Source organism: Methylobacterium haplocladii, assembly GCF_007992175.1.
Taxonomy (GTDB): domain Bacteria; phylum Pseudomonadota; class Alphaproteobacteria; order Rhizobiales; family Beijerinckiaceae; genus Methylobacterium; species Methylobacterium haplocladii.
The window spans coordinates 25,350-51,172 of sequence record NZ_BJZT01000036.1; the positions used below are offsets into that span (position 1 = coordinate 25,350).

The following is a 25,823-nucleotide window of genomic DNA, read 5'->3' on the forward strand; positions in this document are numbered from 1 at the left end:
TGCTTCCTCACTCGGCCGCGACGGGCAGCGATGCGCCGCGCGTAAAATCTTCGGGGAAATGCGTGATCGCGCTCATCACCGGCATGGGGGTCAACCCGCCCATGGCGCAGAGCGATCCATCGGTCATGATCTCGCAGAGATCCTTGACCAGCTCGATGTTGGCCTCGGGGCGGTTGCCCGCGATGACCTTGTCCATGGTCTCGACGCCGCGCGTCGCGCCGATGCGGCAGGGCGTGCACTTGCCGCAGGATTCGGTGGCGCAGAACTCGAAGGCGAAGCGGGCCTGCTTGGCCATGTCGACGGTGTCGTCGAACACGACGATGCCGCCGTGGCCGACGAGACCTTTGGCCGCCGCCATCTTCTCGTAGTCGAGGGGCGTATCGAGAAGATTGTCCGGAAAGTAAGCGCCGAGCGGGCCGCCGACCTGCACCGCGCGCACCGGCCGTCCCGAGAAGGTGCCGCCGCCGAACTCCTCGATGATCTCGCGGATGGTGATGCCGAAGGCGTACTCGATGAGGCCGCCCTGCTTGATGTTGCCGGCGAGCTGGATCGGCAGGGTGCCCAGCGAGCGGCCCATGCCGTACTCGGCATAGGCCTTGGCGCCGTGCTCGAGGATCCACGGCACCGCCGTGAAGGTCATGACGTTGTTGACCAGCGTCGGCTTGCCCATGAAGCCCTTGAGGGCCGGGATCGGCGGTTTGGCGCGGACGAGGCCGCGACGGCCCTCCAGGCTCTCCAGCAGCGAGGTCTCCTCGCCGCAGATGTAGGCGCCGGCGCCGAGGCGAACCTCCAGGTGGAAGGTCTTGCCGCTCCCTAAGATGTTCTCGCCGAGCGTGCCCGCCTTGACGCCGTTGGCGATGGCGTCGCGCATCGTGCGGAAGGCCTGCGGGTATTCCGAGCGGCAATAGATGTAGCCGCGGGTCGCGCCAACGGCGACGGCGGCGATGGTCATGCCCTCGATCAGGTTGAAGGGGTCGCCCTCCATCATGATCCGGTCGGCGAAGGTGCCCGAATCGCCCTCGTCCGCGTTGCAGACCACGTATTTCCGCTCGTTCTCGGCGAGCATCACCGTGTTCCACTTGATGCCGGCCGGGAAGCCGGCGCCGCCGCGACCGCGCAGCCCCGAATCCTTGACCTGCTCGACCACTTTCGCCGGTTCGAGCCCCAGCGCGGCTTCGAGACCGCGATAGCCGCCATGCGCCCGGTAATCGTCGACGGAGACCGGATCGACCACGCCGCAGCGGTGGAAGGTCAGGCGGTGCTGGCGCTTCAGGAACGGGATCTCTTCCGGGTTGCCGAGCCGCAGCGCATGCGCGCCGCCCTCATGCAGGCCGGCATCGAGCAGGCTCTCGACGTCGCCATGGCTCACTGGACCGTAGGCGATGCGGCCCTCGGGGGTCGCGACCTCCACCATCGGCTCGAGCCAGAGCAGACCGCGGGTGCCGGTGCGGACGATCTCGACGTCGAGACCGCGCTGCTCCGCACCCGAAAAGATTGCCCGGGCGACGCGGTTGGCGCCGAGGCCGAGGGCAACGGCGTCCTTTGGAACGAAGATCTTGATGCGGCTCATGCCCGCGACTCCTTCAGAGCGGCATCGAGGCTATCGACGCTGAGGCGGGCCAACGGCTCCTCGCCGATCATCGCGGCGGGTCCGTTGGAGCAGAGCCCGAGGCAGTAGACCGGCTCGACCGTGACCTCGCCGTCGGCGGTGGTCCCGTGCCAGTCGATACCGAGACGCTGCAGGATCTCGCCGTGAAGCCGGTCCGAGCCCATGGCCTGGCAGGCCTCGGCGCGGCAGAGCTTCACCTGCTGGCGTCCGGCCGGCGCCTTGCGGAAGTCGTGGTAGAACGTGATGCAGCCGTGCACTTCGGCGCGCGATAGGTTCAGCGCGTCGGCGATGATCGGCACCGCCGCCTCGTCGACGTAACCAAATTCCTCCTGCAATGCGTGCAGGATCGGGAGCGTCGCGCCTTCGAGGTGCTTATGCTCGGCGACGATCCCAGCCGCGCGCGAGGCGCTCCAAGGCTCGGGACTCGACATGTTTTCCTACCCAAATTGGTCTTGTTCTAAAGCCCAATGGAACAGGAAAGGCGATATAATTCAATCAAGCGGACCCGTCATGCGACAAAGGATTTTTGTCAGACGCGGGTGAGCCTCGGCAGGCGAGCGACCTCGAGCCCCGGCATCAGGTGCATCACCGAGCGGGCGTATTCATATTTCGCCACAGCTATCCCGTCGGTCCAGGAGGGCAGGGGGACCGCCATCAGCTCGGTGATGTCGAGGCCGCGCTCGAAACCGTCGTTGATCTGGGCCTCGACCGTGTCGAGCCAGCGGCCGGTCTGCGCGATGCCGCGGGTGCCGGCCTCGACGGGTCCGTGGCCCGGCACCAGCAGCTTGTGGTCGATGCCGCCGAGCGTCTTGAGCGAGGTGCGCCAAGTGTCGATCCTGGCGTCCGGCGTGGTCGCGGCGCGATCGAGGAACACGAGGTCACCGGGGAAGAGCAGGCCGGTGCTTTCCTCGTAGAGGCAGAGATCCTCGCTGGTATGGCCGGCGAGCGGTAGCAACCGGAATCGCCGCTCGCCGACGGTCTCGACGCCCTCGGCCGCCTCGCGGCCGGGCGTCGGGATGTCGGTTCCACGCATCCAGTCGCCGGCGACGCGGTACATCGCGTTCGTGAGGTCGTTGCCGACCTTCTTGAGGTCTGCGGTGAGCGTCTTTCCCGCCGAGACCGTGCCGCTCTCGAACGCGGTGGCCCCGAGCACGTGGTCGGTGTGGTAATGCGTGAGGTAGACGCGCACGACCGGTTTGCCGGTGAGTTCGGTCGCCTTGGCCTTCAGCGCCTCGCCGTAACGATGCGACGGGCCGGCATCGATGAGGACGGCGCCTTCACTGGTGTCGAAGATCGTGATGTTGGCGATGGCGCCCCCGTTCTTCGACGTGATCGGCTCGGGCAGGCCGTAGATCGTCCAGACGCCCGGCGCGATCGCGACCGGGTTCAGAGTGTATTTGAGCACCGCCGCGCGGGCGCCGCCGGCGAGCATCGGCATAGCCGCGGCGGCGAAGCCGAGGGCGAGCGCTTCGCGGCGGCTGGTGCCGGGCATCGTCGTTCCTGTCGTCGGGGTCATCACAGCCGGCCCTCCCGCGTGCGGGCCGCCGGGGCGGCGGGGATCGGCACGGAGCCCTTGAACAACCCTCCGTTGTTGTCGCGGGCCGCGATCTTCAGCGTGCCGCCGTGCTGCGGCATATCGGGCAGCAGCGTCAGCGTCGGATCGGCGGAGATCGCCTCGCTCAGCTGGAGCTTCGCCAGCGGCTTGCCGTCCGCGTCGGTGACGTCGAGGGTCTCGATGAAGAAAGCCGGGATGTTGGCCATCATGCCGTTGTCCATCGGGTGGAGCAGCCGCATCCGGACCCGGGCGCCGCCGTCCTCCTCGCGCCAGGCGCGGGCACGGATCTCGCCGAGATTCTCCCAGTCGACCTTCGGAATCACCGCCGGGGGCACCGAGCAGCCGCCGCCGGCCGCGTCGAGATAGCGCCCGCCGACATACCAGGTGTCGCCTTGGCGCACCGCGGCGCGGATCGGGGTGCCCTGCTCGATCTTCTGCCGGTAGGCCACGAAGGCCTGCGCGCCCACCGGTTCGAGACGCAGGGGCTGCGGAAAGGGATGCAGGTCGACGATGACCACGATCTCGTCGACGCGGCCGAGCGCCCGTGCGTCGATGGTGATCGGCACTTGCGTCTGGTTCTCGGTGACCGGCGGCAGGATCACCTGGACGCGCTCGTCGAACACCACCGAGCGCCCGGCGAGATAGCGCTTGGAATGATCCTTCCACATCGGCGAATCGAGCGGATCGCGCGTCGCGGTTTCCGCGGCGACGGGGATCGCCGGGGATGCGGCCTTCCGGAACGGGACCATCATGGCGGCGTCACCTCGTGTATTCTTGGCCGGTCGGACTGCGGGTCCGTGAGATCGCTCCCGCGTCGGCAATGGCAGGATGCCCTATGCAACCACGCCGCGTCATCCACCCCATAAGTCGATGATTGCGCACTACGATGCCGCCATATCTACCTACTGATCGGTAGATGCATATGCATGGGCCGGCAAGGCATTTTAGTTCCGATCACGAAGTCGTGAGTGTGCGCTTCACTGTCCGGATAGGGCCGGCACCGCCGGCGACTCCGCCTCGACCAGAGCGCGGTCCGCATCGTTCCAGCCATCGGTGCCGTCGGCGTACCAATAGACCCGGCCGTAGCCGAGATCGGCGGCGCGCTTGACGGCGTTCCACGACATCCAGCAATCCGCCTTGCAGAAGAAGACCAGCTGCCGGGCCTTGTCGCCGTTCGTGAGCCGCCTCAGGGATCCGGCGAAATACGCGGCGAGCCGGGCTTCGACCTGTCCGGTGCCGGTGTTCGGCAGCCAGACCGCGCCAGGGATGGTCTCGCGCTTGTCGACGATCCGCCACGCGCCGGTTTCGGGATCGTAGCCGCCGCGCTGGGGCATCACGTCGACGAGCACCGCACCGTTCTTGATCAGCGCATCGACCTCGCCGATCTCGATCCGCTTGCCACCCTGCACCGGCAGGTTCACCGGCGCCCGGTAGTTCTGCATCCGGTAGCCGGTGGTTTCGTCGTTGTCGAAAGCGCTGAGTTCGGTGCCGGTGCCGAGCAGCGCCAGACACGCGAGGCCGAGTGTGGCCCTGAGCCAACGCGACGTCATCGTTCCTCCGTCATTCCGTCCGGTCCGCGCCTGCCGAGCATCCGCCCGAGCATCGCATCGCCGCGGATCTCGTGGAGAAGCGCGGCGGCGACGTGCAGGACGATCGCGCCGGCGAGCGCGAAGGCCATGATGTCATGGATGTTCGAACTCAGGGCGTAAAGGACCTCCTGCTTCGTCTCTCTGAGCGTCCGCGCAGCCGGCTGGCGAAAGCGCGGTAGCGGCTTTTCTTTACGCTTCCTGCGGCAGTATCGCGGCCGGATGCATGACCACGGCGGCCATGCCGCGCGTCCTTTTTCAGAGCCGCGTCCGAAAACCGAGCCGGCATGAGCCACGGGCCAACCCAGTCCAAGGACGACCACGGCGTCGCCGACTGGCCGGGCGCCTCGGCGCCTCATGCGCCGTTGCCCGACGCGCTTCCGGACGGCCGCCCGTGGCCGCGGATCGTTGTCGTCATCCTGCCGGGGGAAGGGGACGCCAGGGATGCCGATACGCGCGCTTCGGTGACCGGCCAGGATTATCCGAATCTGCGCCACACCGTCTGCCGCGATGCATCCGAAGCCGGCAATGCGATCGGAGCTGCGCTCGCCGATCCGGAGACAGACTACGTGCTCTGGCTCGTAGCGGGCGATCTTCTCGCGCCGGGTGCTCTCGCTGCGCTCTGTCTGGAGGCGGTGCTCACAGGCGCTGGGGCCGTCGCGGGCCTTCGCGTGCTGTTCGAGCGCGGCGTCCATGGTCTCGACCTGCTCGGCGATCCGGCGGCGCCCCGCCCGGACGCAGACGATCGCTCCGGTTGCGGCGACGTTCTGGTCTCTCGTGGGGCGCTACTACGTCTCGGCGTGTCCGAAAGGGTCACGCTGCCGTCCTCGACGGAGCTGTGGTCGAGGCTCGCCGACACCGGCATCCGGCTGTCGCGGGTCGGCCGGCCGGTTCTGCTCCGACGATGCGCTGCGGCGCACCAGACCGCGCCCGCCGGCCTGTCCGTCGTCTCCCTCACCGATCTCGGCTACGGCGGTGGTGCCGGTATCGCCCATCGCCGCCTCGCCGAGGCCCTCGCTCTGGCCGGGCACAGCATCACCCATGTCCGGCTCGCCGACGAATCTCCGCCGGCAGCGGCGGAATGGACCGATGGCTTCCCGCGGACCGAAGAGGCGATCCTCGGCGGGCGTCACGATCTCGTCCTCGCGGGCAACCTCCACGGCGCGACCCGCGGCGCTGGGCTGATCGGACGGCTCGCCCCGGCCGTGCCGACGGCGCTGGCCCTGCACGACCTGTTCGCGCTGACGGGGCGTTGCGCGCACCCCAAGGCTTGCCCGGTGATCGCCACCGGCTGCGACGCGCGCTGCCCGACGCCGACCGAGTACCCGCAGCTCGCGCCGGATCGTATCGCCGGCGCCTATGCCGAGAAGCGCCGGGCTCTCGCCGCACCGCTGCTGCTGGCCAACTCGGCCTGGACGGAGGAACGGGCCCGGTCGCTCGCGCCGGACGGCACCGTCATCGCCCGCATCCAGCTCGCCTTCCCCACCGGCGTGTTTCGCCCCCGCGACCGGGCGGCCCTGCGCCGAACGCTCGGCTTGCCGGAGCGGGACGTCCTGATCCTCTTCGCCGCCGTGATCGCCGATGCGCCCGACAAGGGCTTCTCGGATCTCGTCGCCACCATCAAACGGGTCGCACGGCCCGGTGTCGGCTTCGTCGCGGTCGGGCGCCTCGACGATCCAGGCGTGTTCGGCCTCGCCAATCTGCACGCGCCGGGTCCGATCGGCGACGAGGAAACCCTGGCGCAATGGTACGCCGCCTGCGACGTCTACCTGACGGCGAGCCGGCTCGAGACCCTCGGGCAGACGCCGATCGAGGCGGGGCTGTGCGGCACGCCGACGGTGGCCTACCGCGCCACCGGGCTGACCTCGGCGGTTGTCGACGGCGTCACCGGCCTGCTCGTCGCGCCGGGTGAGGGTGCGCTCGCGGACGCGCTGGAGGTGCTGATCGCCGACGCACCCCGCCGGCAGCGGCTCGGCGCCTTCGCCCGGATGGTTCTGGAGAGCCGGTTCAGTCACGCCGCCGCGGCCGTCTCGCTGCACGACGCCCTGGCCGGGTGGCCCGGCATGCCCTCCGTTGTGTCGAGCGCGCGGCTGCGCTTCCGCCCGGAGATGCTCGGCCGGTTCGCCTTCGCGAAGGGCCGCCACGCCGGTGCGACCGGCCTGGTCGCGGCGCCCTCACGCCCGCTCGTACGAAGGCTGCGCCGGGCGAAGCAGGCCGTGTTCGGACGCGGCATGCCGCTCTGGATGCGCCGCGCCCTCTACGCCGCCACCCTCCTGCGCCGTGGCGCTACCCGCCGGACGCCTGCGCGATGACAGCCGCACCCGAACCGTCGCGCCGCATCTACATCGATCAGACCAACATGCGGGGGCACGTCACCGGCATCGAGCGGGTCGCCCTCGACCTGTTCGCGCCCGACAGGCTGGCGCCGCACGACGTCCGTGTCCTGCGCAGCCCGAGTCTCGCGCGGATGATGTTCGACCAGCACCTCGCCCTGCCGGCGCGGGGGCTCGCCGACCGCTCGGCCCTGTTCGTGTTTCCCGGCTTCCCGCCGGGGCCGCTGGCGCTGGCGCTCGGGCACCGGTGCGTCACCTACATCCACGACACCTTCCTTCTGACCCGGCCGCAGGACCTGAACTGGCGCGCCCGCGCCTACATGGCGCCGAGCTTCGCCCTCGCCATGCGCCTCGGCCGGACCTTCCTGGTGAATTCGCGGACCACCGGAGCGGATCTGCGCCGGCTCTGCCGCCGCGACGCCCTTGTGGCGCTGTTGCGGCCTGCGGTGCGGGACGTCTTCGGCCTCGGCGAGCTTGCGGGTCCGGCGGCCTACGTGCCGGGCGAACCCTTACGCCTGCTGGCCATCGGCACGATCGAGCCGCGCAAGGATTACGGCGCCGCCGTCGCGGTCACCGCTGCACTCGTGGCCGCCGGCATCCCGACCGAACTCCACATCGTCGGCCGCGTCGGCTGGGGCCGGCACCCTTTCCTCGACACCTTGCCCGCCTTCCTGACGCTGCACGGCTATCTCGACGATTCCGGGCTGCGCGCGCTGGCGGGCCGCTGCCATGCCCTCGTCTCGACCGCGAGGGCGGAGGGGTTGGGACTGCCGCTCCTCGAAATCCAGCACGGCGGGCTGCCGGTGATCGCACCCACGGGTGCGGTCTTCTCGGAAGTCCTGGGAGAGTCGGGCCTGTTCATCCGGCCCGAGGCCCCCGAGGATTCGGCGCGCGCCATCCTCGCCGCCGCCCACGACGGCAGGCTCGCCGCCTCCGCCGAGGCCTCGCGAGGAAACGTCGCCCGCTGGAACGCGCTCGCGGCGGCGGATGCCGACCGCTTCCGCGCCTTCCTTGCCCGGGGTCCTGCGGCCTATGCCGACGACCCCGCATCGGTGATTCCGCCGGGCTGAACCTTCCGCGGCAATGCGCAGGCGCAGACCGCTGTGCCTGCCGCGACCGGCGTCCTGCGATGGCGCGTCACAGCGTAGGGACTACGCAATTCCAGAAAAAATCGACGCAAACGACAGCGCTTGGTAGCATCTGTCTAGCTTTGCAACGCTTGACCGGCCCGAATTGCGAATCTTGATCGGCGCAGAAACGTTAACGTTACTCGCGATTGACGGCTTCAAAGCTCCCGGCGTCAACCAGCGAGCCATATTCACGTGGATATGTTGAGTCTCGGTGCGGAGATCGTCTTGGCATCGGCATTGCGGATGGTTTCCCGTTCGTTGACCAGATGTTCCGTCACGGCACATCCCGCCACGAGACGAAACAAGCGCCGATACGCCGTCCGTCCCTGATCGGGGCGGCGCGGGTCGAACCCGAGGCACGAGTGAAATGTTCGATTTCGCCAGTCCATTGCGCGGCGAACCGGTACGAGTGGTGATGCCCGAGGTGGCGTCGTCCGGCATGAGCCTGTCCTCGCTCGGGCGGCGGCTGTGGCGTGGCACGGGTTTCATCGTCCTGTCCGGCCTGTTCATGATCGCGGCCGCCATCGCCGTGCTCGGCATGCTCACGCCGTCCTACACCTCGGGCATCCAGGTCCTGATCGATCCGGCCGATCTGCGCGGCGTCGACAACGACGTCACGGTGCGCTCGCCCCAGTCGGATGCCGGCGTCTCGATGGCCGAGAGCCAGACCAAGGTGATCCAGTCGGACAACGTCCTGCGCCGGGTCGTCGAGAAGCTGGCGCTCGACCGCGACGACGAGTTCACGAAGCCGGACTCGACCAACCCCGCCGTGTCGTTCTTGAAGACCGCGCTCGGCATGCAGCCGCCGGCGGGCAGCCGCGACCCGGTCAACATGGCCCTCGACACGCTGCGCACGAAGATCGTCGTGCGCCGCCCGGAGCGGACCTTCGTCATCGACGTCCAGGTCCAGTCGAAGGACCCGCAGAAGGCCGCCGCGATCGCCAACGCCATCGGCGACGCCTATTTCACCGAGGAGGCCAACGCCCGGGCAGAGGCCGCCAAGCGCATCTCCGACTCCCTCTCCGCGCGACTGAACGCGCTTCGCCAGGCCGTCGAGGAATCCGAGAGCAAGGTCGTGCGCTACCGCGAGACCAACAAGCTCGCGACCTCCAGCGGCAGGCCGTTCAGCGATCAGCAGCTCGGCGACCTCAACCAGCAGCTCGTCACCGCCTCGATCCGAACCGCGGAGTCCCGCTCCCGGCTCGATCAGGCCCAGAAGATGACGGGGAGCGAGGCCGGGACCGCCCTGCCGGAGATGCTCCAGTCCCTCGAGATGCAGGCGCTCCGCCAGCAATACGCGACGCTCTCGCGCAACACGGCGGAGCTCGCGACCCGGCTGGGATCGCGTCACCCGGCGATGGCCGAGCAGGAGGCCCAGCAACGCGATCTCCAGCGCCTGATCCAGGTCGAGAAGACCCGGATCATCGAGGCGACGCGCAAGGATTACGACCGCGCGGCGGCGAGCGAGGCCGCGATCAAGAAGAACATCGCGCAGGTGAAGACCGACCTGTCGACGAACGACCGCGCCAATGTCGGCCTGCGTGAACTGGAACGGACTCTGGAATCGCGCCGCAGCGTCTACGAGGCCTTCCTGCGCCGCTCCCGCGAGGCCGGCGAACAGGAGCAGCTGAACAACACCAACGTCCGCGTCATCTCCAGCGCGACCCCAGCCCGCGTGCGGTCGTGGCCGCCCTCGCCGCGGGTGGTGCTGCCGGTCGCCCTCGTCCTCGGCCTGATGCTGGGTGCCGGGATCGCCCTGATGCTCGGCGCCGACCGCGACCGCAAGCGTGCCAGGACGACGGTCCGTCGCGCCACGTCCGACCCGCGCAGCCTGCGCGCCGCCGATGCATGAGGCGACCCCGTCAGTCCGCCGCGACGAGCCCGTGGTGACGCGCGGCCTCGGCCACCGTGAGCAGCGGCACGCCGTGGTCGGCGAGCACTGTGAGCGCCGCGTCGAGGAAGCCCGGGGTGACGCCCATCGGCGTCGGCTCGGCGGCGACGTCGTGCGTGTAGAGGATCAGCCAGCCGCGCCGCGCCACTGTCCTGCGTACGAGCCGGCTGAGCCGGTCGCGGTCGAGCACCGAGTCGAACAACCCGTAGGCGCAGAGCATCGCCGGGTCGACGCGTCCGAGATTCGGACGTTCGTAGATCGTGCGGCAGGTCTCGAAACGCTCGGCGAGCAGGCGCTTCTGGATCAGGCCGACGTCGCCGAACGGGTAGCAGAAGTTGCGCGGTACCCGGCCGCAGATCTCGGCGATCATGGCACTGCTCAGGTCGCATTCACGCAGCAGATCGTGGCGGTCCAGGGACTGCACGTTGACGTGGCGCGCGGTGTGGCAACCGATCTCGTGGCCGGCATCCGACAAGTCGCGGATCCGCTCACGCGTGGCGAGCTGCCAGTAGCGATCCCGGCGGCCGCAGAGGGCGGCGGCGATGTAGTAGGTCGCGCGCACGTCATGCCGATCGAGGATTGCGGCGCCGACGGTGGTCGCGCTCTCCGGAACGTCGTCGAAGGTGATGCTCGCCACGGCCTTGCGGCCGCGAAGGGGCATGCGTCCTCCCGGCACCGTGCGTGCGAGAAGCCGCCACAGCTGCCGGTCGCGTCCGTGCGACCAGCCCTGCTCGACGTCGGTCATCGGCGTGCCGCTCCAGCGCCGTCGACGCACGCTCGTCTCAAGACCCTGTCGATGTCCGACCCGTCACGTCGTCCGGTCCCGGCGAACAGGCGTCCGGGCTCCAGAGGCCATTCGTTGGAATTGCCGGCATGAGTGTTCGCCTGTTCGGAACGACATTCACCACGGCGCGCGCCGAAGAGGTGATCGCGGCGGCTGCGGCCCTGCCGCAGGCACGTCTTCGCCTCATCGTCACGGCCAACGTGGACCACATCGTCATCCTGTCCGAAAATGCAGCGTTTCGGAAGGCTTACGACGGCGCCGCGATGCGCACCCTCGACGGAATGCCGCTTGTCTGGCTGGCCCGGCTCGGGGGTGGGCGCAACGTGCGACGCATCACCGGCCACGAACTGATCGCCGCCGCGCTCGCGTCGCCGCAGCCGAGCGACCGGCGAGTCTTCCTGATGGCGTCGAGCGATATCGTCGGCGCGCGGGTCGCGGCGTCCTTCGCGGAGGCCGGGCTCCCCGCCGCGGCGGTCCGGATGGCGACGCCGCCGTTCGGGTTCGAGACCGACGAGGCCTATTCGCGCCGGCTCGCCGCCGAGATCCGCGCCCACGGCACGACGTTGCTCATCATGGGCGTCGGCGCGCCGAAGTCGGAGATCTGGGTCGACCGCTACGGGCCGGAACTCGGAAACCCGGTGACGCTGGCGGTGGGAGAGGCGCTCAACGTCGCCGCCGGGCTCGTCCCGCGGGCACCCGTGCTGATGCAGCGCATGGGCCTCGAATGGTTCTTCCGGTTCCTGCACGCGCCGCGCCGGCTTTTCCCACGCTACTTCCTGCGGTCTTGGCGCTTCCTGAAGATCGCCTCCGCGTCGCGCGGCCGTCAAACGCTGGATTCGGCCCTTGGGCGGCACAGCCGGGAAGCGGCCTGGATGCTTCATCCGGAGACCAAGCCCGAGTCCTGACCTCTGGAGCGTGCCGATCTTTCACGAGGACAGCACGCTCCCGTTCCTTGTTCTCGCATGATGTTTTCGGGACACCGGATTCCGCTTTCCCGCATCGAGCTCGGGCGTCAGGCCCCGGCGAACAAGGCGGGATGCCGGAGCCTCAGGGCGAAGGTCAGCGCGAGGGTCTTCAGGTCGGTGAGTTCGCCGCTGTCGCTCATGGCGGCGAGCCTGGAGAGCGGCATCTCGACCACCGTGATGTCCTCGCCCTCGTCGGCCAAGCCGCCGCCGGGGCCGATGCGGTCGCCCTCCGCATAGGCGCCGAGGAAGAGCTGCATCCGCTCCGAGGAGATGCCCGGCATGCTCCAGACCGACGACACGGGGTCCAGCCGCGTGAGCCGGACGCCGGTTTCCTCGTAGGCTTCGCGGCGCACGCCGTCCTCGGCATCCGCTTCGTCGAGCAGGCCGGCCGGCGCCTCGAGCAACTCGGTCACGCCCTCGGCGTAGAAGAGCGGCGCGCGGAACTGCTGGATCAGCAGGGCGACCCGGCGCTCCGGATCGTAGGGCAGCACGCAGACCGCGCGGCCGTGATCCTCGATCTCGCGGGTGAGGCGCTTGCCGTCGGGCATGGTCAGATCGGCGACGAGGAAGGTGCTCCAGCCCTCATGGACCGTGCGGGTGCCTCGGATCTGGGGTGCCATGGCGTCTCCGGTGATGGCCGTGTTCGGCGGCAGCCGTACGGGGCGAACCGTGCGCCAATGAGGCAGTGATGGCGGCGGGGGCAGAAGCTCGAGGCCTGTGGCTTTTCGTCAGCCGGTGCGGCTGCGGACGATGAAGCGCGTGACGGCACCGTCCCGAGCCTGGGACTCGACCTGCGCGCCCTCTTCGCGCGCCGCGTTGGGGATGTCGATCGCAGCCAGCGGATCGGTCGCCGTCACAGCGAGCCGGACGCCGGGCGCAAGGGCGCGGAGCGCCTTGCGTGTGCGAAGCGCCGGCAATGGGCATTTCAGGCCGGTCAGGTCGAGCGGGATCGGAGCGGCCTCGTCGACGTCGGGCATGACCTGAGCGGGTTTTGGACAGGAGCCCGGGGCTTTCCGACGAAAACCCCCGATGACGCAAGACGCCGATCGGACGATGCCTTCGCGAACCTGGAGAGGGATGCCACGAACGATCCCGTCGGCGGGCGAGCCGGCCGGCGGGACGCTGTCGAGCCGGAGCCGGCTACCAGCCGTAGGGGTAGCCGTAGCCGCCATACCCGTAGGCCGGATAGCCGTAGACCGGCCGGGCGTAGCCGTAGTCGTCGTAGCCGTAGCGTGGGGCCGCGCTCGCGGCGATGGCCGTGCCGATCAGGCCGAGCGCCGCGCCAGCGGCCAGCGCACCGCCGACGTTGCGGCGGTAGCCGTATCCATAGCCATAACGGGGGCCGTAATAGCCGCCGTAATACCCCCGCCGCCAGCCGACATGGTCGACGGTTGCGTTCGTGCCGCCGACCTGCGTGGCGGTGATCGCGGGGAAGGGGGCCGCCTGTGCTGTCGGAAGAGTGGCTGCCGTCAGGCCGGCGGCGGTGAAGCCGGCGAGGGCGAGTGAACTGAAGCGCGACATGACGCCGTGTCTCCGTCGGTTGATCAAACCAGGGAGACAATTCGCATGACCCGATCCGCGTTCCAGCCCCCGTATGCCTCAGCCGTATTCGCGTGTCGCCGCGCACGCCACGAACTGGCCGTTACCGAAGGCCGGGATGGCCGAGCCCGTCAGAACGTGCAGGCGTCGAAGGCCGGGTCGACGGATTTCTGCCAGGGGCCGTCGTAGTCGGCGAGCCGGTCCTCGGCGTGGGTGCGGCCGGTGACGACGATCGCTTCGAGCGGCTGCAGGAAGCGGGTCTCGTCGCGTCCGGTGCCGTCGCGGCGGGCGCGTGCCTGCAGGCCGCTGCGGCTGATCGCGAGCGCTTCGGCCGCCACCGCGCCGAGGCTCTTGCCGCCGAGCGAGGCGGCGAGGCCGAGGCGTGGAGCGGTGGCCCGCGCGCATTCGCGTTCGTCCGCGCTCCAGCCCTTCACGAGGTCCCAGGCCGCATCGAGGGCGGAATCGTCGTAGAGCAGCCCGACCCAAAAGGCCGCCTGCGCCGCAATCATCGCCGGGCTGCCGACATCGGAGCCGCGCATCTCCAGGAAGCGCTTGAGGCGCACCTCCGGAAACACCGTCGAGGCGTGGTTCGCCCAGTCCGAAACGGTGGCGTACTCGCCCGGAAGCTGCTCCAGCCGGCCCTGCATCAGGCTGCGGAAGGAGGCGCCGGAGACGTCGTGATAGGTCTCGCCGCGCTTGATGAAGTACATCGGCACGTCGAGCAGCCAGTCGACATAGCCCTCGTAGCCGAAGCCTTCCTCGAAGGCCTGCGGGAACATGCCGGTGCGGTCGCCGTCGGTATCGCGCCAGATCTCGGAACGGCGCGAGAGGAAGCCGTTCGGGCGTCCATCGGTGAAGGGCGAGTTGGCGAAGAGCGCGGTGGCCACCGGCTGCAGGGCCAGCGACACGCGCAGCTTCTTCACCATGTCGGCTTCCGAGGAGAAGTCGACATTCACCTGCACGGTGGCCGTACGCAGCATCATGTCGTGGCCGAGGGTCCCGACCTTCGGCATGTAGCCGTGCATGATCCGGTAGCGGCTCTTCGGCATCAGCGGGGTTTCTTCCCGCGTCCATTTCGGGCTCATGCCGAGGTCGAGGAAGCCGATGCCGAGCGGGTCGGCGGCGCACATCAGCGCGGCGAGATGCGCGCGCAGCTCGCTCATGGTCTTGTGGACGTCGGGAACCGGCGCGCCCGACAGCTCGAACTGGCCGCCGGGCTCGATCGAGATGGCGCCGCCGCCACGCGTCGAGGCCAGCCCGATGATGTTGCCGGCATCGAGGATCGGCTCCCAGCCGGTCTCGCGCCCGAAGCCTTCGAGCAGCGCACGGATCCCACGCGCGCCGCCATAGGGCACGGGTGTGTGGCCGTCGCGATAGAACGGAATCGCTTCGTGCTCGGTGCCGATGGCGAAGGCTTCCGGCGGCTTTTCGCCGACGGAGAACCATTCGATCAACTCGGCCCGCGAGGTGAGCGGGGTCGTGTCGGACGTATCGCGCGCCATGCGCTGGCTTCCCGGGACGGAGCGTTCGGACGAAACGGACGCGGTGCGCGGCCCGCAGCGTGCCGCGGTCAGAGCCCGCAACCGGCCCGAGTGAGATGTCGTGTCCTTAAGCCAGGGCGCAAGGCCGGACAACGTGGGGTCGATCACCCCCTTAGCGCGCGTCGCCGAGCACGGCCTGCACCAGCGCGAGCACAGCGACCGCTGCGGTGTCCGCGCGCAGGATGCGGGGACCCAGCGACAGCGCGACGGTGTTGGGGCGGCCGGCGATACGCGCGCGCTCTTCCGGCGCGAAGCCGCCCTCGGGGCCGACCAGCACCGCAAGCGGCGGCGGCTTGGCGGGGTCGCACGCAGCGCGAAGCGCCGCGACCGGATCGGCGACCGGGGCGTCCTCATCGCAAAAGACCAGCAGGCGCTCCGGCTCCAGCGTGTCGAGGGCCGCCGGCAGGCGGGTCAACTCGGCGATCTCCGGGATGGCGAGGATCCCGCATTGCTCGGCCGCCTCGATCGCATTGGCGCGCAGCCGGTCGAGCTTGATCCGCTCGCCCTGCGTATAGCGGGTGAAGACCGGCCGGATCAGGCCGGCGCCCATCTCCACCGCCTTCTGGGCCATGTAGTCGAGCCGGGCCGCCTTCAGCGGCGCGAAGAGATAGTGCAGGTCGGCCGGCGCCGGCTGCGTCCGGGTCTGTTCGCGGATCGCGAGGTCGGCGCTCTTGCGCCCTTGGGGCTGAATCTCGCCGCGCCACTCGCCGTCGCGCCCGTTGAAGAGGAGGACGCTGTCGCCCTCGCTCTTGCGCAGGACGGTGAGCAGGTAGCCGGCCTGCGCCCGCTCCAGGGGCAGCACGAGCCCCTGTCCGAGGCGCGCCTCGACATGGAGCCGGGGCGCGGTGAAGTCGTATTCGGCCATCCGGCCTCCCTCGCGTGAGGCCGGGGCCAAGTCAACGAAATCGGTGGTGGTGCGAAAAAGTCACGTCCTGCCGGTTTTCGCCGCGTCGGCCGCGTCATCCCCGTTCCGATGCGTGCGATGCCAAAGCCGCCACATTCCTGTGCGGAATCGGCCGTCATCGAGATGGACAGGCTGTCCGTCAGCGATCGGGCGCCGCGTGTGCCGATCCGGCGGAAGGCCAGGGGCTGTGGACCGGAGGGGTGCGAGCCTCGGGCACGGCAGTGGGGAGAGGGATACCAGGGTCATGTCGAAGAGGATGTCGCACGGGGTCATGGCGTCGAAGACCATCCCGGCCGTGGTGGGAGCGCTGAGCCTTCTGCTCGCGGCGAACCCCGCCTTCGCGCAGAGCATGTTCGAGCAGATGCCGGTCGCCCCCGGAGACGCGCCGGCCGCCGCCGCCGCCGAGCCGTCCGCCGCCGTCGCCCCTTCGATGTCGATGGGGATGGGCGCGTCCTCCGCCCCGATGGGCGTGCCGTCGGCCAAGTCGGTCGGCCCCCAGGCGGGCGTCGATTGCAACGCCATCCAGAAGACCCTGACCGAGCGTAAGAACCTCGTCGCCAAGGCGAACGCTGCCTCGCAGTCCAAGCAGAAGATGACGCCGGCCCAGGCCTGCGCGCTGTTCGGCCAGCTCCACAACAACGGCGTCACCGGCATCAAATGGATCGCCACCAACAAGGAATGGTGCTCGATCCCCGATTCCTTCGCGCAAGGGTTCAAGGCCGACAACGAGAAGGTCGGCGGCATCCGCTCCAAGGTCTGCGGCATGGCGGCCCAGGTCACGAAGATGGAGGCCCAGGCCCGCGCCGGCGCTGGCGGTGAAGGCGGCGGTGGCGGCGGTCTCCTCGGCGGTCCCGGCCTCTCCGGCAGCTTCAAGATGCCCCAGGGCGCGCTCTAAGCCGGTCCTGCCGTCGACAGTCATCGCCCCAGTAGAAAATCCGTGCCCTCCGACGACCCGACGGAGGCGAGCCGCCGCGACGTGCCGCCTTCGGGACGCGTGGCCGATGCGGTCGCCGGCCATTGGGCCGATCGCCTCGCGCCGCGCGGCTGGCGTCCCTATCTGCGGCTCGCGCGCATCGAGCGTCCGGTCGGGTGGTGGCTGCTGCTGCTGCCGTGCTGGTGGTCGGCAGCCCTCGCCGCGACGGCCGCGGACCGCACCGGCCCGAATCTCTGGCACCTGCTGCTGTTCCTGATCGGCGCCGTCGCCATGCGCGGAGCCGGCTCGACCTACAACGACATCGCCGACCGCGACCTCGACGCGCGCGTCGCGCGAACCCGCTCGCGGCCTTTGCCCTCCGGACAGATCGGCACGCGCACCGCTGCGGTCTTCCTCGTGGCGCAGATGCTCGTCGGCCTCTGCGTGCTGCTCCAGTTCAACGGTACCGCCATCCTGGTCGGGATGGCTGCGCTCCTGCCCGTGGCGATCTACCCCTTCATGAAGCGGGTGATGCCGATGCCGCAGGCAGTGCTCGGCCTCGCCTTCGCCTGGGGGGCGCTGATGGGTTGGGTCGCCCTGTTCGGGCGGCTCGATGCACCGGCCCTGTGGCTCTATGCGGGCACCATCGCCTGGGTGGTCGGCTACGATACGATCTACGCCGTGCAGGATATCGAGGACGACGAGATCGCCGGGATCAGTTCCTCGGCCCGTCTGTTCGGGAGCCGGCTGATTCTCGCCGTCGGCGTCTGCTACGGCGCTGCCGTCCTGCTGATGGTGCCGGCGCTCCGGCTCGCCGGGGCGGGCGCACTGGGCTGGCTGGGTCTCGCGCTGTTCGGAGCCCACCTCGCCCGACAGGCCCTGCGACTGGAGCCCCGCGACGGTCTCGGCGCGCTGACGCTGTTCCGCTCGAACCGCGATGCCGGTTTGATTTTCTTTCTGGGCCTTGCCGCCGATTCCGTCTGGCAGGGACTGATCGGCGCCTGATGCTCAGGAGCGGGCGATGATCTCGTTCTCGTTCCGATAGATCTGCGGGCGGGCCGGCAGGCGGGCGGACTTGCGGCGCACGAGGAAGCGCGGGCGGCGGCCGTTGAGGAGACCGTGGCGCCGGCGTTGGCGGGTGGTGCCGAGGGCGACCCGGCCGAGCTGGCGCGAGACGGTGGCGAGACCACCGCCTTCGCGGATGATCATGCGCGGCAGGCCGGACTTGGCGGCGAAGTCGCGCCACATGGCGACGATGTCGTCCTCGCCGAACGGCCCGAGACCGACGAGCACTTCGCCTTCCGCATCGACGACGAGGAGACTGAACCGATCCTCCCCGCAATCGTCCGACTCGCCATGGGCGAAGCCGAGGGCGATGCCGGCGGCCTCGCCGCGACCGATGATGGGGAGCGGGCTCGCCGCGAAGGCGAGGTCCGACGCCGTCAGGTCGAGGCCGTCCTGCATCAAGGCGTCCTGCGTGTCGGCGGGGCAGTTCTGGTCGGGGAGAGAGAAAGTCTTCATCCTGTCGACGCCCTGTTTCGGTCGGCGGCCTCTGTCGGACCGCTCGTCATGACAAGCACAATCGCGTCTCACCTCCTCAAAGTGGCTTAAGAGCGAGCGTTAAGCGATCGTGGAGATCGGCATTGCGCTGGGAATGCTCAACGGATCCTTGCGGCAATTGGCACAATGCGATCGTATCGGAGATCCGCGCCTTTTTCTCGACCTCGGACCCAAGGCGAAGGTCGTGGTTTTTGGAGCTGCCACGCACCCTTCGACCGGCCTCGATGCCGCGGCGACGTCGCAGCGACAGCCTAGAATCGTGCCGGATCCGGCTTGCGCTCGGCGATGCTCACTTGCGCCTCAGCGATCGTCACTATGACCGCGAGCGTTCGGCCTCGTGCCTGCAGGCGGCCGAACAAGGCGTCAGCCCCGCTTCGCCCCCTGCCGGTCGGCAGCCGGGCTCTCCTTCGGCATGACGAAGATCTGGCCCGGATAGATCAGGTTCGGATCGCGGATCTGGTCGCGGTTGGCGTCGTAGATCACCGTGTAGCGCTTGCCGTCGCCGTAACTGCGCCGGCTGATCTGCCAGAGGTTGTCACCGCGGGTGATCTTCGCGGTGTCGATCTCGGGCACGAACACCGTGGCGGGCTGGTCACCCGGCGCGCCGGAAGCCGCCATGTCGGGGCCTTGCGGCGCTGTCGGCGACCGTCCGGCGAGACGCGGCGGAGCACCGGGCGGATTGGCCGGCAGGGCCTGGCCAGCCCCGGGCGCGACGGCGGGTGGAGACGCGGCCCGGGCATCGCTACCCGGCAAACGTCCGGCCCCTGGGAGCTTCGGCGACAGTGCCTCGGCTGTGCGCCTGTCGGCGTCCGGCGAGGGCATGGCGGCGATCGGCCGTCCCGCGCCGGCAGCTACGGCCGGGGTCCCGTCAGCCGAGGGCCTTGTTGCGGAAGGCGGTATGGGTGCCTGCTTCTCGGCGGCACGGGCCGCCGCGGCCTCGGGCTTCGCCGGGGCAGCCGATCCGACCGGATCTTTTGCCGGTTCTTTCGCAGCGAGTTGGGTCGGAAAATGGAAGCCGACCTGCGCCCGGTGGCCGACCTTGCCGGAGGCGTCGTCGACCTGATCGATACGGATCTGGTAGCCGCCCGGCTTCACGCCGCGGCCGATGGTGAAGCTGACGCGGCCGTCGGCGCCGGAGCGCCCCGAGGCGACCAGCGTGTCGTTGAGATAGAGCCGCAGAGACGTCCAGGCCGCACCCTGTCCCGACACGAACAGCCGCCCGCCCTCCTGCGCGTCGATGCTGACGATCTTGACCGGGGCCGCCTCTCCGGCGGCAGCGGCCGGCTTGTCGCCGGCGCCCGGAAGCGCCGCCTCGCGGCGGGGCGGTGCGCCAGCCTTGTCGCCCACGGGAGCAGGCTTGCCGGTATCCTTCCCCACATCTTTGCCGGCCTCGGCGGTGGCGCCCGGCATCGACAGCACCCGGGTCGGCTTGTCGGGTTCGCTCACGGCGACGAGGGGTTGCGCCTTCCGGTCCTTGTCGATCACCACGACGGCGCTCGCCTTGCCCTCCGTGGTCTTGCCGTCGGGGGTGGTGCTGCGCAGCGTCAGCTCGCTGTTGCCGGGCGGAAGCGTCAGGCTGTCGATGGCGAACTGCCCGGATTCGTCGGCGGTGGCGCGGGCGACCGTCTTGTTGTCGCGCAGCAGCTCCACCGACGCCTTCGGTGCGCCGCGGCCCGCGAGCACCGCCTCGCCCGAGGGCTCGACGCGAAGGATGTCGAGGCTCGGCGTCCGGGCCCCCTCGGCCTGCCGGGATTCCCCTTGCGGCGCGTCTCCGAGGCCGGCAAGAGGGTTTTTGTCGGGGTCGATGGCGGCCCGGTCGCCGGTGTCCGGGCGTGATTTTTCGGTGTTCGCCGGCGGTCTGTCGGCGGGGGCCTCGGAACTTGCCGGGCCGCTCTTCGGCAGGTCTGCGGCGGAGCGCGGGGTCTCGGTGGGGACGACGGCGCCCCGGACGCGTTTCAGGAGGTCACCGGTGCCGAAGAGCGCCGCCACGACGGCCAGCCCGACAGCAACGCCGATGCCGGCCAGCGCCAGGCCCCGTTGCAAACCCGCCGTCATGGCGCCCTACTCCCTACGTCCGGTCGCGGCGATGCCGCGCCCTCTCGTTGAGCCTGTCGACAACCCGTCCAGATCTCATGGCATATTATCGAACATGACAGGAACACCAAGGCACGGCCGCGGGCCAGGGGGCGAATACCGAGTGCAGGACCAGGCCATCCCCGTTCTTGGCCTCCTCACATTCGGCAAGACCCGCGAAAAACGCGCAGCATGGGGGGAGGGGGAATCGTGCGCCTGAATTCGGTTTGCGTCTATTGCGGTTCGGGCTTCGGCGGCGACCCTGCCTTCAGGCAAGCAGCCGTCACGGTCGGCCGGGGGCTGGCCGAGGCCGGGATCGGGCTCGTCTATGGCGGCGGCAATGTCGGGCTGATGGGCACCGTGGCCCATGCGGCGCTGGAATCCGGCGGCCATGTCACCGGCATCATTCCCGATTTCCTGAAATCGCGCGAGCGCATGCTCGACGACATTCAGGAGACCGTGGTCGTCGGCGACATGCACACGCGCAAAAAGCTGATGTTCGACCGCGCCGACGCCTTCGTGGCGATGCCGGGGGGGATTGGGACGCTGGAAGAACTTATCGAGCAGATGACCTGGGCGCAGCTCGGCCAGCATGCCAAGCCGATCCTGCTGCTTTCGATCAACGGCTTCTGGGATCCGCTGCTGACGCTCCTCGACCACATGCGCGGCCACGGTTTTCTGCGTCCCGGTCTCGACCCGGCCTTCCTCGTCGCGACCGATCCGGCGGACGTCGTGCCGATGCTCACGGAAGCCGTCGCGCGGCGGGAGGCCGATCCGGCGGACACGGAATTGGTGAAGGCGCGGATGTAGCGGGAAGCCGGGCGCCTCGGATCGTTCCGAGGCGCCCGCGCCGACTAGAAGAAGTCGCGCCGGCCACGGCTGCCGTAATAGCCGCCGCCGAAGCCGCGGCCCCGACCGAACCCAGGGCCGTGATGATGGTGGTGATGGCCGCCGAAGCCACGGCCCCGGCCGTAGCCGCCGCCGTAGCCGCGATAGCCACGTTCGCGGCCATATCCGCCGCCGTACCCGCCGTAGCCATACTGAACGGTTTCGATCAGGTTGCCTGCGTCGGATGCGGCAGCCGCGCCGATCGGTGCCGCCGACGCCGGAGCCGCCAGCATCAGTCCGGCCGCGACGACACCGGCCGCGAACGTCATGGATTTGCTCAAAGGCTATCTCCTGGGCGCGCCGCGGGAAGCCCCGGCGCGAACGGAGCGTTAGCAGGGGCAACCTGAACGTAGTCCTGTGCCGGCAATGTGCGCCGTCAGGAGCGAGAAAGACGAATGGTCTGCGCCGCGAAAAACCTCGACCCGGCGGTCAGCCGGCCCGGCCGCGGGTCAACGCGTAGAGGCTGATCGCGGCGGCGTTGGAGACATTCACGCTGCGGATCGCGCCGGTGAAGTCGATCCGGGCGAGAACGTCGCAGCATTCGCGGGTGCGCTGACGCAGGCCTTTGCCCTCGGCGCCGAGCACCACGACCATGCCGGCCCGCTTCTCCACGTCGTCGAGCGGCGTCTCGGCCTCCGAGTCGAGGCCGACCCGGGCGAAGCCGCGCTCACCCAGCGCGATCAGCGCCTCGGCGAGGTTGCGCACCACGATCAGCGGCACGTGCTCCAAGCCGCCCGAGGCCGATTTCGCCATGACGCCGGTGGCGTTCGGCGCGTGCCGCGCGGTGGTGACGATCGCCGTCACGCCGAAGGCCGCCGCCGTCCGCACGATCGCCCCGACATTGTGCGGGTCGGTGATCTGGTCGAGCGCCACGAGCAGCGCATCCTCGGGAACGGACTCGATCGCCGGCGCCGGCAGATGTTCGGCCTCGAGATAGAGCCCCTGATGGACCGCGTCGGCCCCGAGCAGGGCGTTGATCGCACTCGGTTTCACCAGTTCCGGCTCGATCCGCAGCTCGCCGAGTTCCTCCTTGAGCCGCAGGATGCCGTTCTCGGTGGCCAGCAGCCGGTGCAGTCCGCGCGCCGCGTTCGCCAGCGCCTCCGAGACCGGGTGCCAGCCGTAGAGCACCACATGGTCGAGCCCCTCGCGGGCCGCCGGACCGCCCGGCCTGTGCCCCTGGGGCCGGTGCCGGAACCGGGCTGCGCCCTGGAACCGGGGCGGGCCGTCGCGTCGGGAAGTCATGAACCGCTCGTAAAATGATGCCGTGCGGCGACAGACCGGCATCCGCCGCCCACGTCAAGCCGCCCTCCTGCGCAAGAACACGCAACGAGACCGTTGCCGTGACCGCCCGGGCCGACTATAGACCGATCCGCCTAGAGCAAGCGCCCTTCGTCTATCGGTTAGGACGTCAGCCTTTCACGCTGAAAAGGCGGGTTCGATTCCCGCAGGGCGCGCCAGCAACAAACTTCTCAAATCGTTAGAGTTTTCGGCCTGCAGGATGATCTGGGATCGCTCTGGCCGGGGAGACGTCTGCGCGAAGCTTAGGCACGCGGACAAAAGCCATGTCGAAGCAGGGCGTCACTGACAGTCCGGAAAATCGGGTGTCCGTTCTGTCGGTTCGGGCTCGTCGAGCGCGGCCGTGTCCGGCGCGCGGGGCGACGTCACGGTGTCGCGTGAGGTGAGAGCTGCGCCAAGCCGGCCGGACGTGCGGTGCTGCCGCCTTCACCCCGCCAGCGTCGTCTTCACCGTTTCGACCAGCTGCTTCAGGCTGAAGGGCTTGGCGAGGTAGTCGAAGGACTCGCCCTCGTGGAGGTTCTTGCGGAAGACGTCCTCGGCGTAGCCCGAGACGAAGATGACCTTGAGCTCGGGCCGTTGCTTGCGCAGTTCGCGCAGCAGGGTCGGGCCGTCCATCTCCGGCATCACCACGTCGGAGACGACGAGGTCGACGGCGTAGTCGTGCTCTTCCATCAGGCGCAGGGCCTCGGGACCCGAGGCTGCGGCGAGGACGGTGTAGCCGCGGGCCATGAGTGCGCGCGAGTTCACGGCGCGAACCGGATCCTCGTCCTCGACAAGGAGGATGGTGGCTTGGCCCGTGGTGTCGGCGACGGGAGGCGCAGCGGAGGCCGCGATCGGGGCCGGCTTCTGCAGCGCTTCGCTCAGGCGCTCCTTTGCGATCTTGGCCGACGTCGCGGGACGCGGCGGCGGCTCGATCGCCGGCGCGGTCGTCTCCTCGACGGCAGGCTCCGCCTCGGGGATGTGGCGCGGCAGGTAGATCCGGAAGGCGGTGCCTTCGCCGACCGTCGACTGCACGTCGAGGGTGCCGCCGGACTGCTTGACGATGCCGAACACCGTCGAGAGGCCGAGGCCGGTGCCCTTGCCGATCTCCTTGGTGGTGAAGAACGGCTCGAAGATCTTTTCCATGATTTCCGGCGGAATGCCCTCGCCGGTGTCGAGCACCTCGATCAGCACGTGCTCGCCCGCCGGCACTTCGGCCGGGCGCGCATCGGCCTCCGTGACGTTGGCGGTGCGGATCAGGAGCTTGCCGCCGGTCGGCATGGCGTCGCGGGCGTTGACCGAGAGGTTCACGATGACCTGCTCGAACTGGTTCACGTCGGCCTTGACCGGCCAGATGTCGCGGCCGTGCTTGAGGTCGAGGGCGACGCGCTCGCCGAGCAGGCGCTTCAACAGCAGGGTCAGGTCGGCGAGCGCCTCGCCGACGCTCATCACCTCGGGCCGCAGGGTCTGGCGGCGCGAGAAGGCCAGCAGCTGGCGCACCAGGCTCGCGGCCCGGTTCGCGTTCTGCTTGATCTGCATGATGTCCTGGAAGGCGTGGTCGGTCGGCCTGTGGCTCGCGAGCAGCAGGTCCGAGTAGCCGATGATCGCCTGGAGAACGTTGTTGAAGTCGTGCGCGATGCCGCCGGCGAGCTGCCCGACGGTGTCCATCTTCTGAGCCTGCGCGACCTGCTGTTCGAGCTGGCGCTGCGCGGTGGTGTCCAGCGCGTAGAGGATGACGCGCTCGCGATCCGCCTGCGCGGCCTTGCCGTCCTTCCCGCCGTCCTTGGCCGCATCCTTGGCGGCCTGCGGCGTGTCGCCGTCGGCCGGGCTCATCCAGACGCGGGCGGAGCGGTTGCCGGGGCCGGCGAGCGCCACCTCGATGGGTTCGATCTCGCCGGTGCCGCTGGCCGCCTTGATCAGCGCGGCGTCGAGGGTGGCGCGATCGCGCTCCAGCACGGCCTCGCGCATCATCGGCTCGGGTGTGTCGCTGGCCGCGCCCTCGCCGGGCTGGCGCGGCATGTCCGTGAAGAGCCGCACGAACGAGGAATTGGCCCGGGCGACCCGGCCCTCCCGGTCGACGGTGGCGATGGCGATCGGGCTGTTGTTGAGGAAGCGGGCGAGCCGGACCTCCGCCGCACGCTGCGGCTCGTCGCTCTCGGCACCGGCCGAGCGGTTGAGCACGAAGGTGCGCGAGGGGCCGGCCTTGCCGTCCTGCCCGTAGGCGACGCGGTGGTAGAGCCGGGCCGGCATCGGATGGCCGTTGCGGCGGCGCAGGTCGATGTCGAAGCGGTCGGTGCGGACCTCGCCGGGCTTGCCGGTCGCGCCGGTGAACACGTCGGAGCCCGGTGCGATCTCGAGGAGCTTCAGGCCGCCCGAGCCGACGGTGGCGAGATCGTAGCCGAGCCAGGAGGCCAGCGTCGCGTTCATGTAGACGACGGCACCGGCGCCATCGATCGAGAGGAACCCGGCCGGCGCATGATCGAGATAGTCGATCGCGTGCTGGAGTTCCTGGAAGACGTTCTCCTGGCGCTCGCGCTCGTGGGTGATGTCGCTCACCGTCCAGAGTGCGGCGCTGCGGCCCTGGCGCGCGATCGGCCGCACCGAGATCCGGTACCAGGCGGCGTCGCGCTCGGCCGCACCCGTCGGGGGCGGGGCCATGCGGACCTCCTCCGTATGGGAGCGGTCGTCGCGGCCGGCCTCGGCGAGGCGGAAGATCGCCTCCGAGACCTCGGGAGCCCCGACGAAGATGCGCTCCACGGGTCGCAGGGTGGCGAAGCTGTCGCTGCCGGCGAGCCGCATATAGGCCTCGTTGGCGTAGATCAGGCGGCCGCCCTCCTCGACCACGACGGTGCCCTCGGGCGCGGCGTCGACGATGCCGCGGGTGACGTCGTCGCGCCCCGAGCGGCCAGCGAGCTGCAGCGCGCCGATCGCGAGGGCGAACAGGAAGAACACCCCGGCCATGGCGAGCAGCGCCAGCAGGCCGAGGATCATCGGCTGCGCCTGATCGTTGGCGACGAAGGACAGACCCACCGCCGCGCCGACGAGCAGCCCCGCCAGCATCAGGAGCAGCCCGACCCGGCCCGGCCGCTCCGACCGGTCGATCGACGCGGCCCCGGGGGCCGCCGCCGATGTCGCCGATGCTCCGCTCTCCTCAGCCATCAGGCTCCATCCATCCGTCGAGCCCGGTCCTGTCCCGCGCGCCGGCGCGGCGGAAACGTCAGCGAAGCGACGGAAAAGTCTCGCGAAAAAAGGTGGATAAACCGTGGCGTTCCGTGCC

Annotated in this window: 24 protein-coding genes and 1 tRNA gene; 8 read left to right on the forward strand and 17 right to left on the reverse strand. The window is 69.7% G+C overall.

The genetic code is table 11. From position 1 onward, the window contains the following. Positions 1 to 7 precede the first annotated feature (7 nt). The 6 genes from MHA02_RS16345 to MHA02_RS16370 form a co-directional block, all read right to left on the reverse strand. Entirely contained in the window at positions 8 to 1,570 is a 1,563-nt protein-coding gene (locus MHA02_RS16345; protein ID WP_147080560.1) for a formate dehydrogenase beta subunit, read from the reverse strand. Continuing rightward, a complete protein-coding gene (locus MHA02_RS16350) occupies positions 1,567 to 2,040 on the reverse strand; it encodes a formate dehydrogenase subunit gamma (RefSeq protein WP_147080562.1) in 474 nt (157 codons plus the stop codon). Before MHA02_RS16350 ends, MHA02_RS16345 begins: the two co-directional genes overlap by 4 nt. Positions 2,041 to 2,138: 98 nt before the next feature. After that, positions 2,139 to 3,125 (reverse strand): quinoprotein relay system zinc metallohydrolase 1, encoded by a 987-nt coding sequence (locus tag MHA02_RS16355; protein WP_238180512.1) that lies wholly within the window; start codon positions 3,123 to 3,125, stop codon positions 2,139 to 2,141. Then, positions 3,125 to 3,916, reverse strand: a complete 792-nt coding sequence (locus tag MHA02_RS16360) for a quinoprotein dehydrogenase-associated SoxYZ-like carrier (RefSeq protein WP_147080564.1) — start codon at positions 3,914 to 3,916, stop codon at positions 3,125 to 3,127. Before MHA02_RS16360 ends, MHA02_RS16355 begins: the two co-directional genes overlap by 1 nt. Before the next feature lie 225 nt (positions 3,917 to 4,141). Beyond that, positions 4,142 to 4,714 carry a rhodanese-like domain-containing protein gene (locus MHA02_RS16365; RefSeq protein WP_147080566.1) on the reverse strand — a complete coding sequence of 191 codons (573 nt, stop codon included), beginning with the start codon at positions 4,712 to 4,714 and terminating at the stop codon, positions 4,142 to 4,144. Then, a complete protein-coding gene (locus tag MHA02_RS16370) occupies positions 4,711 to 5,046 on the reverse strand; it encodes a cytochrome b/b6 domain-containing protein (RefSeq protein ID WP_147080568.1) in 336 nt (111 codons plus the stop codon). Before MHA02_RS16370 ends, MHA02_RS16365 begins: the two co-directional genes overlap by 4 nt. Here MHA02_RS16370 and MHA02_RS16375 point away from each other — a divergent pair. The 3 genes from MHA02_RS16375 to MHA02_RS16385 all read left to right on the forward strand — a co-directional run bounded on the left by MHA02_RS16375 (position 5,038) and on the right by MHA02_RS16385 (position 10,065). Then, positions 5,038 to 7,062: a glycosyltransferase gene (locus MHA02_RS16375; RefSeq protein WP_147080570.1), complete on the forward strand. Its 2,025-nt coding sequence runs from the start codon at positions 5,038 to 5,040 to the stop codon at positions 7,060 to 7,062. The two genes, MHA02_RS16370 and MHA02_RS16375, sit on opposite strands and share 9 nt — an antisense overlap. Continuing rightward, entirely contained in the window at positions 7,059 to 8,153 is a 1,095-nt protein-coding gene (locus MHA02_RS16380) for a glycosyltransferase (RefSeq protein ID WP_147080572.1), read from the forward strand. The genes MHA02_RS16375 and MHA02_RS16380 overlap by 4 nt, the downstream gene beginning before the upstream one ends. Before the next feature lie 475 nt (positions 8,154 to 8,628). Further along, positions 8,629 to 10,065 carry a GumC family protein gene (locus tag MHA02_RS16385; RefSeq protein WP_238180511.1) on the forward strand — a complete coding sequence of 479 codons (1,437 nt, stop codon included), beginning with the start codon at positions 8,629 to 8,631 and terminating at the stop codon, positions 10,063 to 10,065. 10 nt (positions 10,066 to 10,075) lie between these two features. Here MHA02_RS16385 and MHA02_RS16390 read toward each other — a convergent pair whose 3' ends face one another. Next, a complete protein-coding gene (locus MHA02_RS16390; protein ID WP_147080576.1) occupies positions 10,076 to 10,849 on the reverse strand; it encodes a polysaccharide deacetylase family protein in 774 nt (257 codons plus the stop codon). A 128-nt stretch (positions 10,850 to 10,977) separates the two neighbouring features. Between MHA02_RS16390 and MHA02_RS16395 the strand changes: the two genes are divergently transcribed. Beyond that, a complete protein-coding gene (locus MHA02_RS16395) occupies positions 10,978 to 11,793 on the forward strand; it encodes a WecB/TagA/CpsF family glycosyltransferase (protein WP_147080578.1) in 816 nt (271 codons plus the stop codon). 107 nt (positions 11,794 to 11,900) lie between these two features. Here MHA02_RS16395 and MHA02_RS16400 read toward each other — a convergent pair whose 3' ends face one another. The 5 genes from MHA02_RS16400 to MHA02_RS16420 form a co-directional block, all read right to left on the reverse strand. Beyond that, positions 11,901 to 12,473: an NUDIX domain-containing protein gene (locus MHA02_RS16400; protein ID WP_147080580.1), complete on the reverse strand. Its 573-nt coding sequence runs from the start codon at positions 12,471 to 12,473 to the stop codon at positions 11,901 to 11,903. A 108-nt stretch (positions 12,474 to 12,581) separates the two neighbouring features. Beyond that, the gene (locus MHA02_RS16405) at positions 12,582 to 12,830 is read right to left on the reverse strand and encodes a sulfurtransferase TusA family protein (protein WP_147080582.1); all 249 of its coding nucleotides are present in this window, start codon (positions 12,828 to 12,830) and stop codon (positions 12,582 to 12,584) included. 163 nt (positions 12,831 to 12,993) lie between these two features. Beyond that, the gene (locus MHA02_RS16410) at positions 12,994 to 13,374 is read right to left on the reverse strand and encodes a hypothetical protein (protein ID WP_147080584.1); all 381 of its coding nucleotides are present in this window, start codon (positions 13,372 to 13,374) and stop codon (positions 12,994 to 12,996) included. 149 nt (positions 13,375 to 13,523) lie between these two features. Then, positions 13,524 to 14,894: a glutamate--cysteine ligase gene (locus MHA02_RS16415; RefSeq protein WP_147080586.1), complete on the reverse strand. Its 1,371-nt coding sequence runs from the start codon at positions 14,892 to 14,894 to the stop codon at positions 13,524 to 13,526. A gap of 151 nt (positions 14,895 to 15,045) precedes the next feature. Further along, complete coding sequence (locus MHA02_RS16420) at positions 15,046 to 15,798, reverse strand: 16S rRNA (uracil(1498)-N(3))-methyltransferase (protein WP_147080588.1); 753 nt, start codon at positions 15,796 to 15,798, stop codon at positions 15,046 to 15,048. A 283-nt stretch (positions 15,799 to 16,081) separates the two neighbouring features. On the opposite strand from MHA02_RS16420, the gene MHA02_RS16425 reads away from it, so the two are divergent. After that, the gene (locus MHA02_RS16425; protein WP_147080590.1) at positions 16,082 to 16,732 is read left to right on the forward strand and encodes a hypothetical protein; all 651 of its coding nucleotides are present in this window, start codon (positions 16,082 to 16,084) and stop codon (positions 16,730 to 16,732) included. A 42-nt stretch (positions 16,733 to 16,774) separates the two neighbouring features. Further along, positions 16,775 to 17,755, forward strand: coding sequence for a 4-hydroxybenzoate octaprenyltransferase (gene ubiA, locus MHA02_RS16430; protein ID WP_238180069.1), 981 nt, complete (start codon positions 16,775 to 16,777; stop codon positions 17,753 to 17,755). Positions 17,756 to 17,758: 3 nt separating this feature from the next. Here ubiA and MHA02_RS16435 read toward each other — a convergent pair whose 3' ends face one another. Beyond that, a complete protein-coding gene (locus tag MHA02_RS16435; protein ID WP_147080592.1) occupies positions 17,759 to 18,271 on the reverse strand; it encodes a DUF6101 family protein in 513 nt (170 codons plus the stop codon). Between the two features lie 402 nt (positions 18,272 to 18,673). Further along, positions 18,674 to 20,365: a LysM peptidoglycan-binding domain-containing protein gene (locus tag MHA02_RS16440; protein WP_147080594.1), complete on the reverse strand. Its 1,692-nt coding sequence runs from the start codon at positions 20,363 to 20,365 to the stop codon at positions 18,674 to 18,676. A gap of 225 nt (positions 20,366 to 20,590) precedes the next feature. Between MHA02_RS16440 and MHA02_RS16445 the strand changes: the two genes are divergently transcribed. After that, a complete protein-coding gene (locus tag MHA02_RS16445; RefSeq protein WP_147080683.1) occupies positions 20,591 to 21,193 on the forward strand; it encodes an LOG family protein in 603 nt (200 codons plus the stop codon). Between the two features lie 44 nt (positions 21,194 to 21,237). Here MHA02_RS16445 and MHA02_RS16450 read toward each other — a convergent pair whose 3' ends face one another. Then, positions 21,238 to 21,540 (reverse strand): hypothetical protein, encoded by a 303-nt coding sequence (locus MHA02_RS16450; protein WP_147080685.1) that lies wholly within the window; start codon positions 21,538 to 21,540, stop codon positions 21,238 to 21,240. A 160-nt stretch (positions 21,541 to 21,700) separates the two neighbouring features. Then, positions 21,701 to 22,513, reverse strand: coding sequence for a TrmH family RNA methyltransferase (locus MHA02_RS16455; protein ID WP_147080596.1), 813 nt, complete (start codon positions 22,511 to 22,513; stop codon positions 21,701 to 21,703). A 140-nt stretch (positions 22,514 to 22,653) separates the two neighbouring features. Here MHA02_RS16455 and MHA02_RS16460 point away from each other — a divergent pair. Continuing rightward, positions 22,654 to 22,728, forward strand: a tRNA-Glu gene (locus tag MHA02_RS16460). A gap of 265 nt (positions 22,729 to 22,993) precedes the next feature. On the opposite strand, the gene cckA is transcribed toward MHA02_RS16460, so the two are convergent. Next, entirely contained in the window at positions 22,994 to 25,705 is a 2,712-nt protein-coding gene (gene cckA, locus MHA02_RS16465) for a cell cycle histidine kinase CckA (RefSeq protein WP_147080598.1), read from the reverse strand. Between the last annotated feature and the right edge of the window lie 118 nt (positions 25,706 to 25,823).

Bases quoted from the DNA above. Each gene is read 5' to 3' on its own strand.
- MHA02_RS16345 (WP_147080560.1), bottom strand. From the start codon at position 1,570: ATGAGCCGCATCAAGATCTTCGTTCCAAAGGACGCCGTTGCCCTCGGC.
- MHA02_RS16350 (WP_147080562.1), bottom strand. From the start codon at position 2,040: ATGTCGAGTCCCGAGCCTTGGAGCGCCTCGCGCGCGGCTGGGATCGTC.
- MHA02_RS16355 (WP_238180512.1), bottom strand. From the start codon at position 3,125: ATGACCCCGACGACAGGAACGACGATGCCCGGCACCAGCCGCCGCGAA.
- MHA02_RS16360 (WP_147080564.1), bottom strand. From the start codon at position 3,916: ATGATGGTCCCGTTCCGGAAGGCCGCATCCCCGGCGATCCCCGTCGCC.
- MHA02_RS16365 (WP_147080566.1), bottom strand. From the start codon at position 4,714: ATGACGTCGCGTTGGCTCAGGGCCACACTCGGCCTCGCGTGTCTGGCG.
- MHA02_RS16375 (WP_147080570.1), top strand. From the start codon at position 5,038: ATGAGCCACGGGCCAACCCAGTCCAAGGACGACCACGGCGTCGCCGAC.
- MHA02_RS16380 (WP_147080572.1), top strand. From the start codon at position 7,059: ATGACAGCCGCACCCGAACCGTCGCGCCGCATCTACATCGATCAGACC.
- MHA02_RS16385 (WP_238180511.1), top strand. From the start codon at position 8,629: ATGCCCGAGGTGGCGTCGTCCGGCATGAGCCTGTCCTCGCTCGGGCGG.
- MHA02_RS16390 (WP_147080576.1), bottom strand. From the start codon at position 10,849: ATGACCGACGTCGAGCAGGGCTGGTCGCACGGACGCGACCGGCAGCTG.
- MHA02_RS16395 (WP_147080578.1), top strand. From the start codon at position 10,978: ATGAGTGTTCGCCTGTTCGGAACGACATTCACCACGGCGCGCGCCGAA.
- MHA02_RS16400 (WP_147080580.1), bottom strand. From the start codon at position 12,473: ATGGCACCCCAGATCCGAGGCACCCGCACGGTCCATGAGGGCTGGAGC.
- MHA02_RS16405 (WP_147080582.1), bottom strand. From the start codon at position 12,830: ATGCCCGACGTCGACGAGGCCGCTCCGATCCCGCTCGACCTGACCGGC.
- MHA02_RS16410 (WP_147080584.1), bottom strand. From the start codon at position 13,374: ATGTCGCGCTTCAGTTCACTCGCCCTCGCCGGCTTCACCGCCGCCGGC.
- MHA02_RS16415 (WP_147080586.1), bottom strand. From the start codon at position 14,894: ATGGCGCGCGATACGTCCGACACGACCCCGCTCACCTCGCGGGCCGAG.
- MHA02_RS16420 (WP_147080588.1), bottom strand. From the start codon at position 15,798: ATGGCCGAATACGACTTCACCGCGCCCCGGCTCCATGTCGAGGCGCGC.
- MHA02_RS16425 (WP_147080590.1), top strand. From the start codon at position 16,082: ATGTCGAAGAGGATGTCGCACGGGGTCATGGCGTCGAAGACCATCCCG.
- MHA02_RS16435 (WP_147080592.1), bottom strand. From the start codon at position 18,271: ATGAAGACTTTCTCTCTCCCCGACCAGAACTGCCCCGCCGACACGCAG.
- MHA02_RS16440 (WP_147080594.1), bottom strand. From the start codon at position 20,365: ATGACGGCGGGTTTGCAACGGGGCCTGGCGCTGGCCGGCATCGGCGTT.
- MHA02_RS16450 (WP_147080685.1), bottom strand. From the start codon at position 21,540: ATGACGTTCGCGGCCGGTGTCGTCGCGGCCGGACTGATGCTGGCGGCT.
- MHA02_RS16455 (WP_147080596.1), bottom strand. From the start codon at position 22,513: ATGACTTCCCGACGCGACGGCCCGCCCCGGTTCCAGGGCGCAGCCCGG.
- cckA (WP_147080598.1), bottom strand. From the start codon at position 25,705: ATGGCTGAGGAGAGCGGAGCATCGGCGACATCGGCGGCGGCCCCCGGG.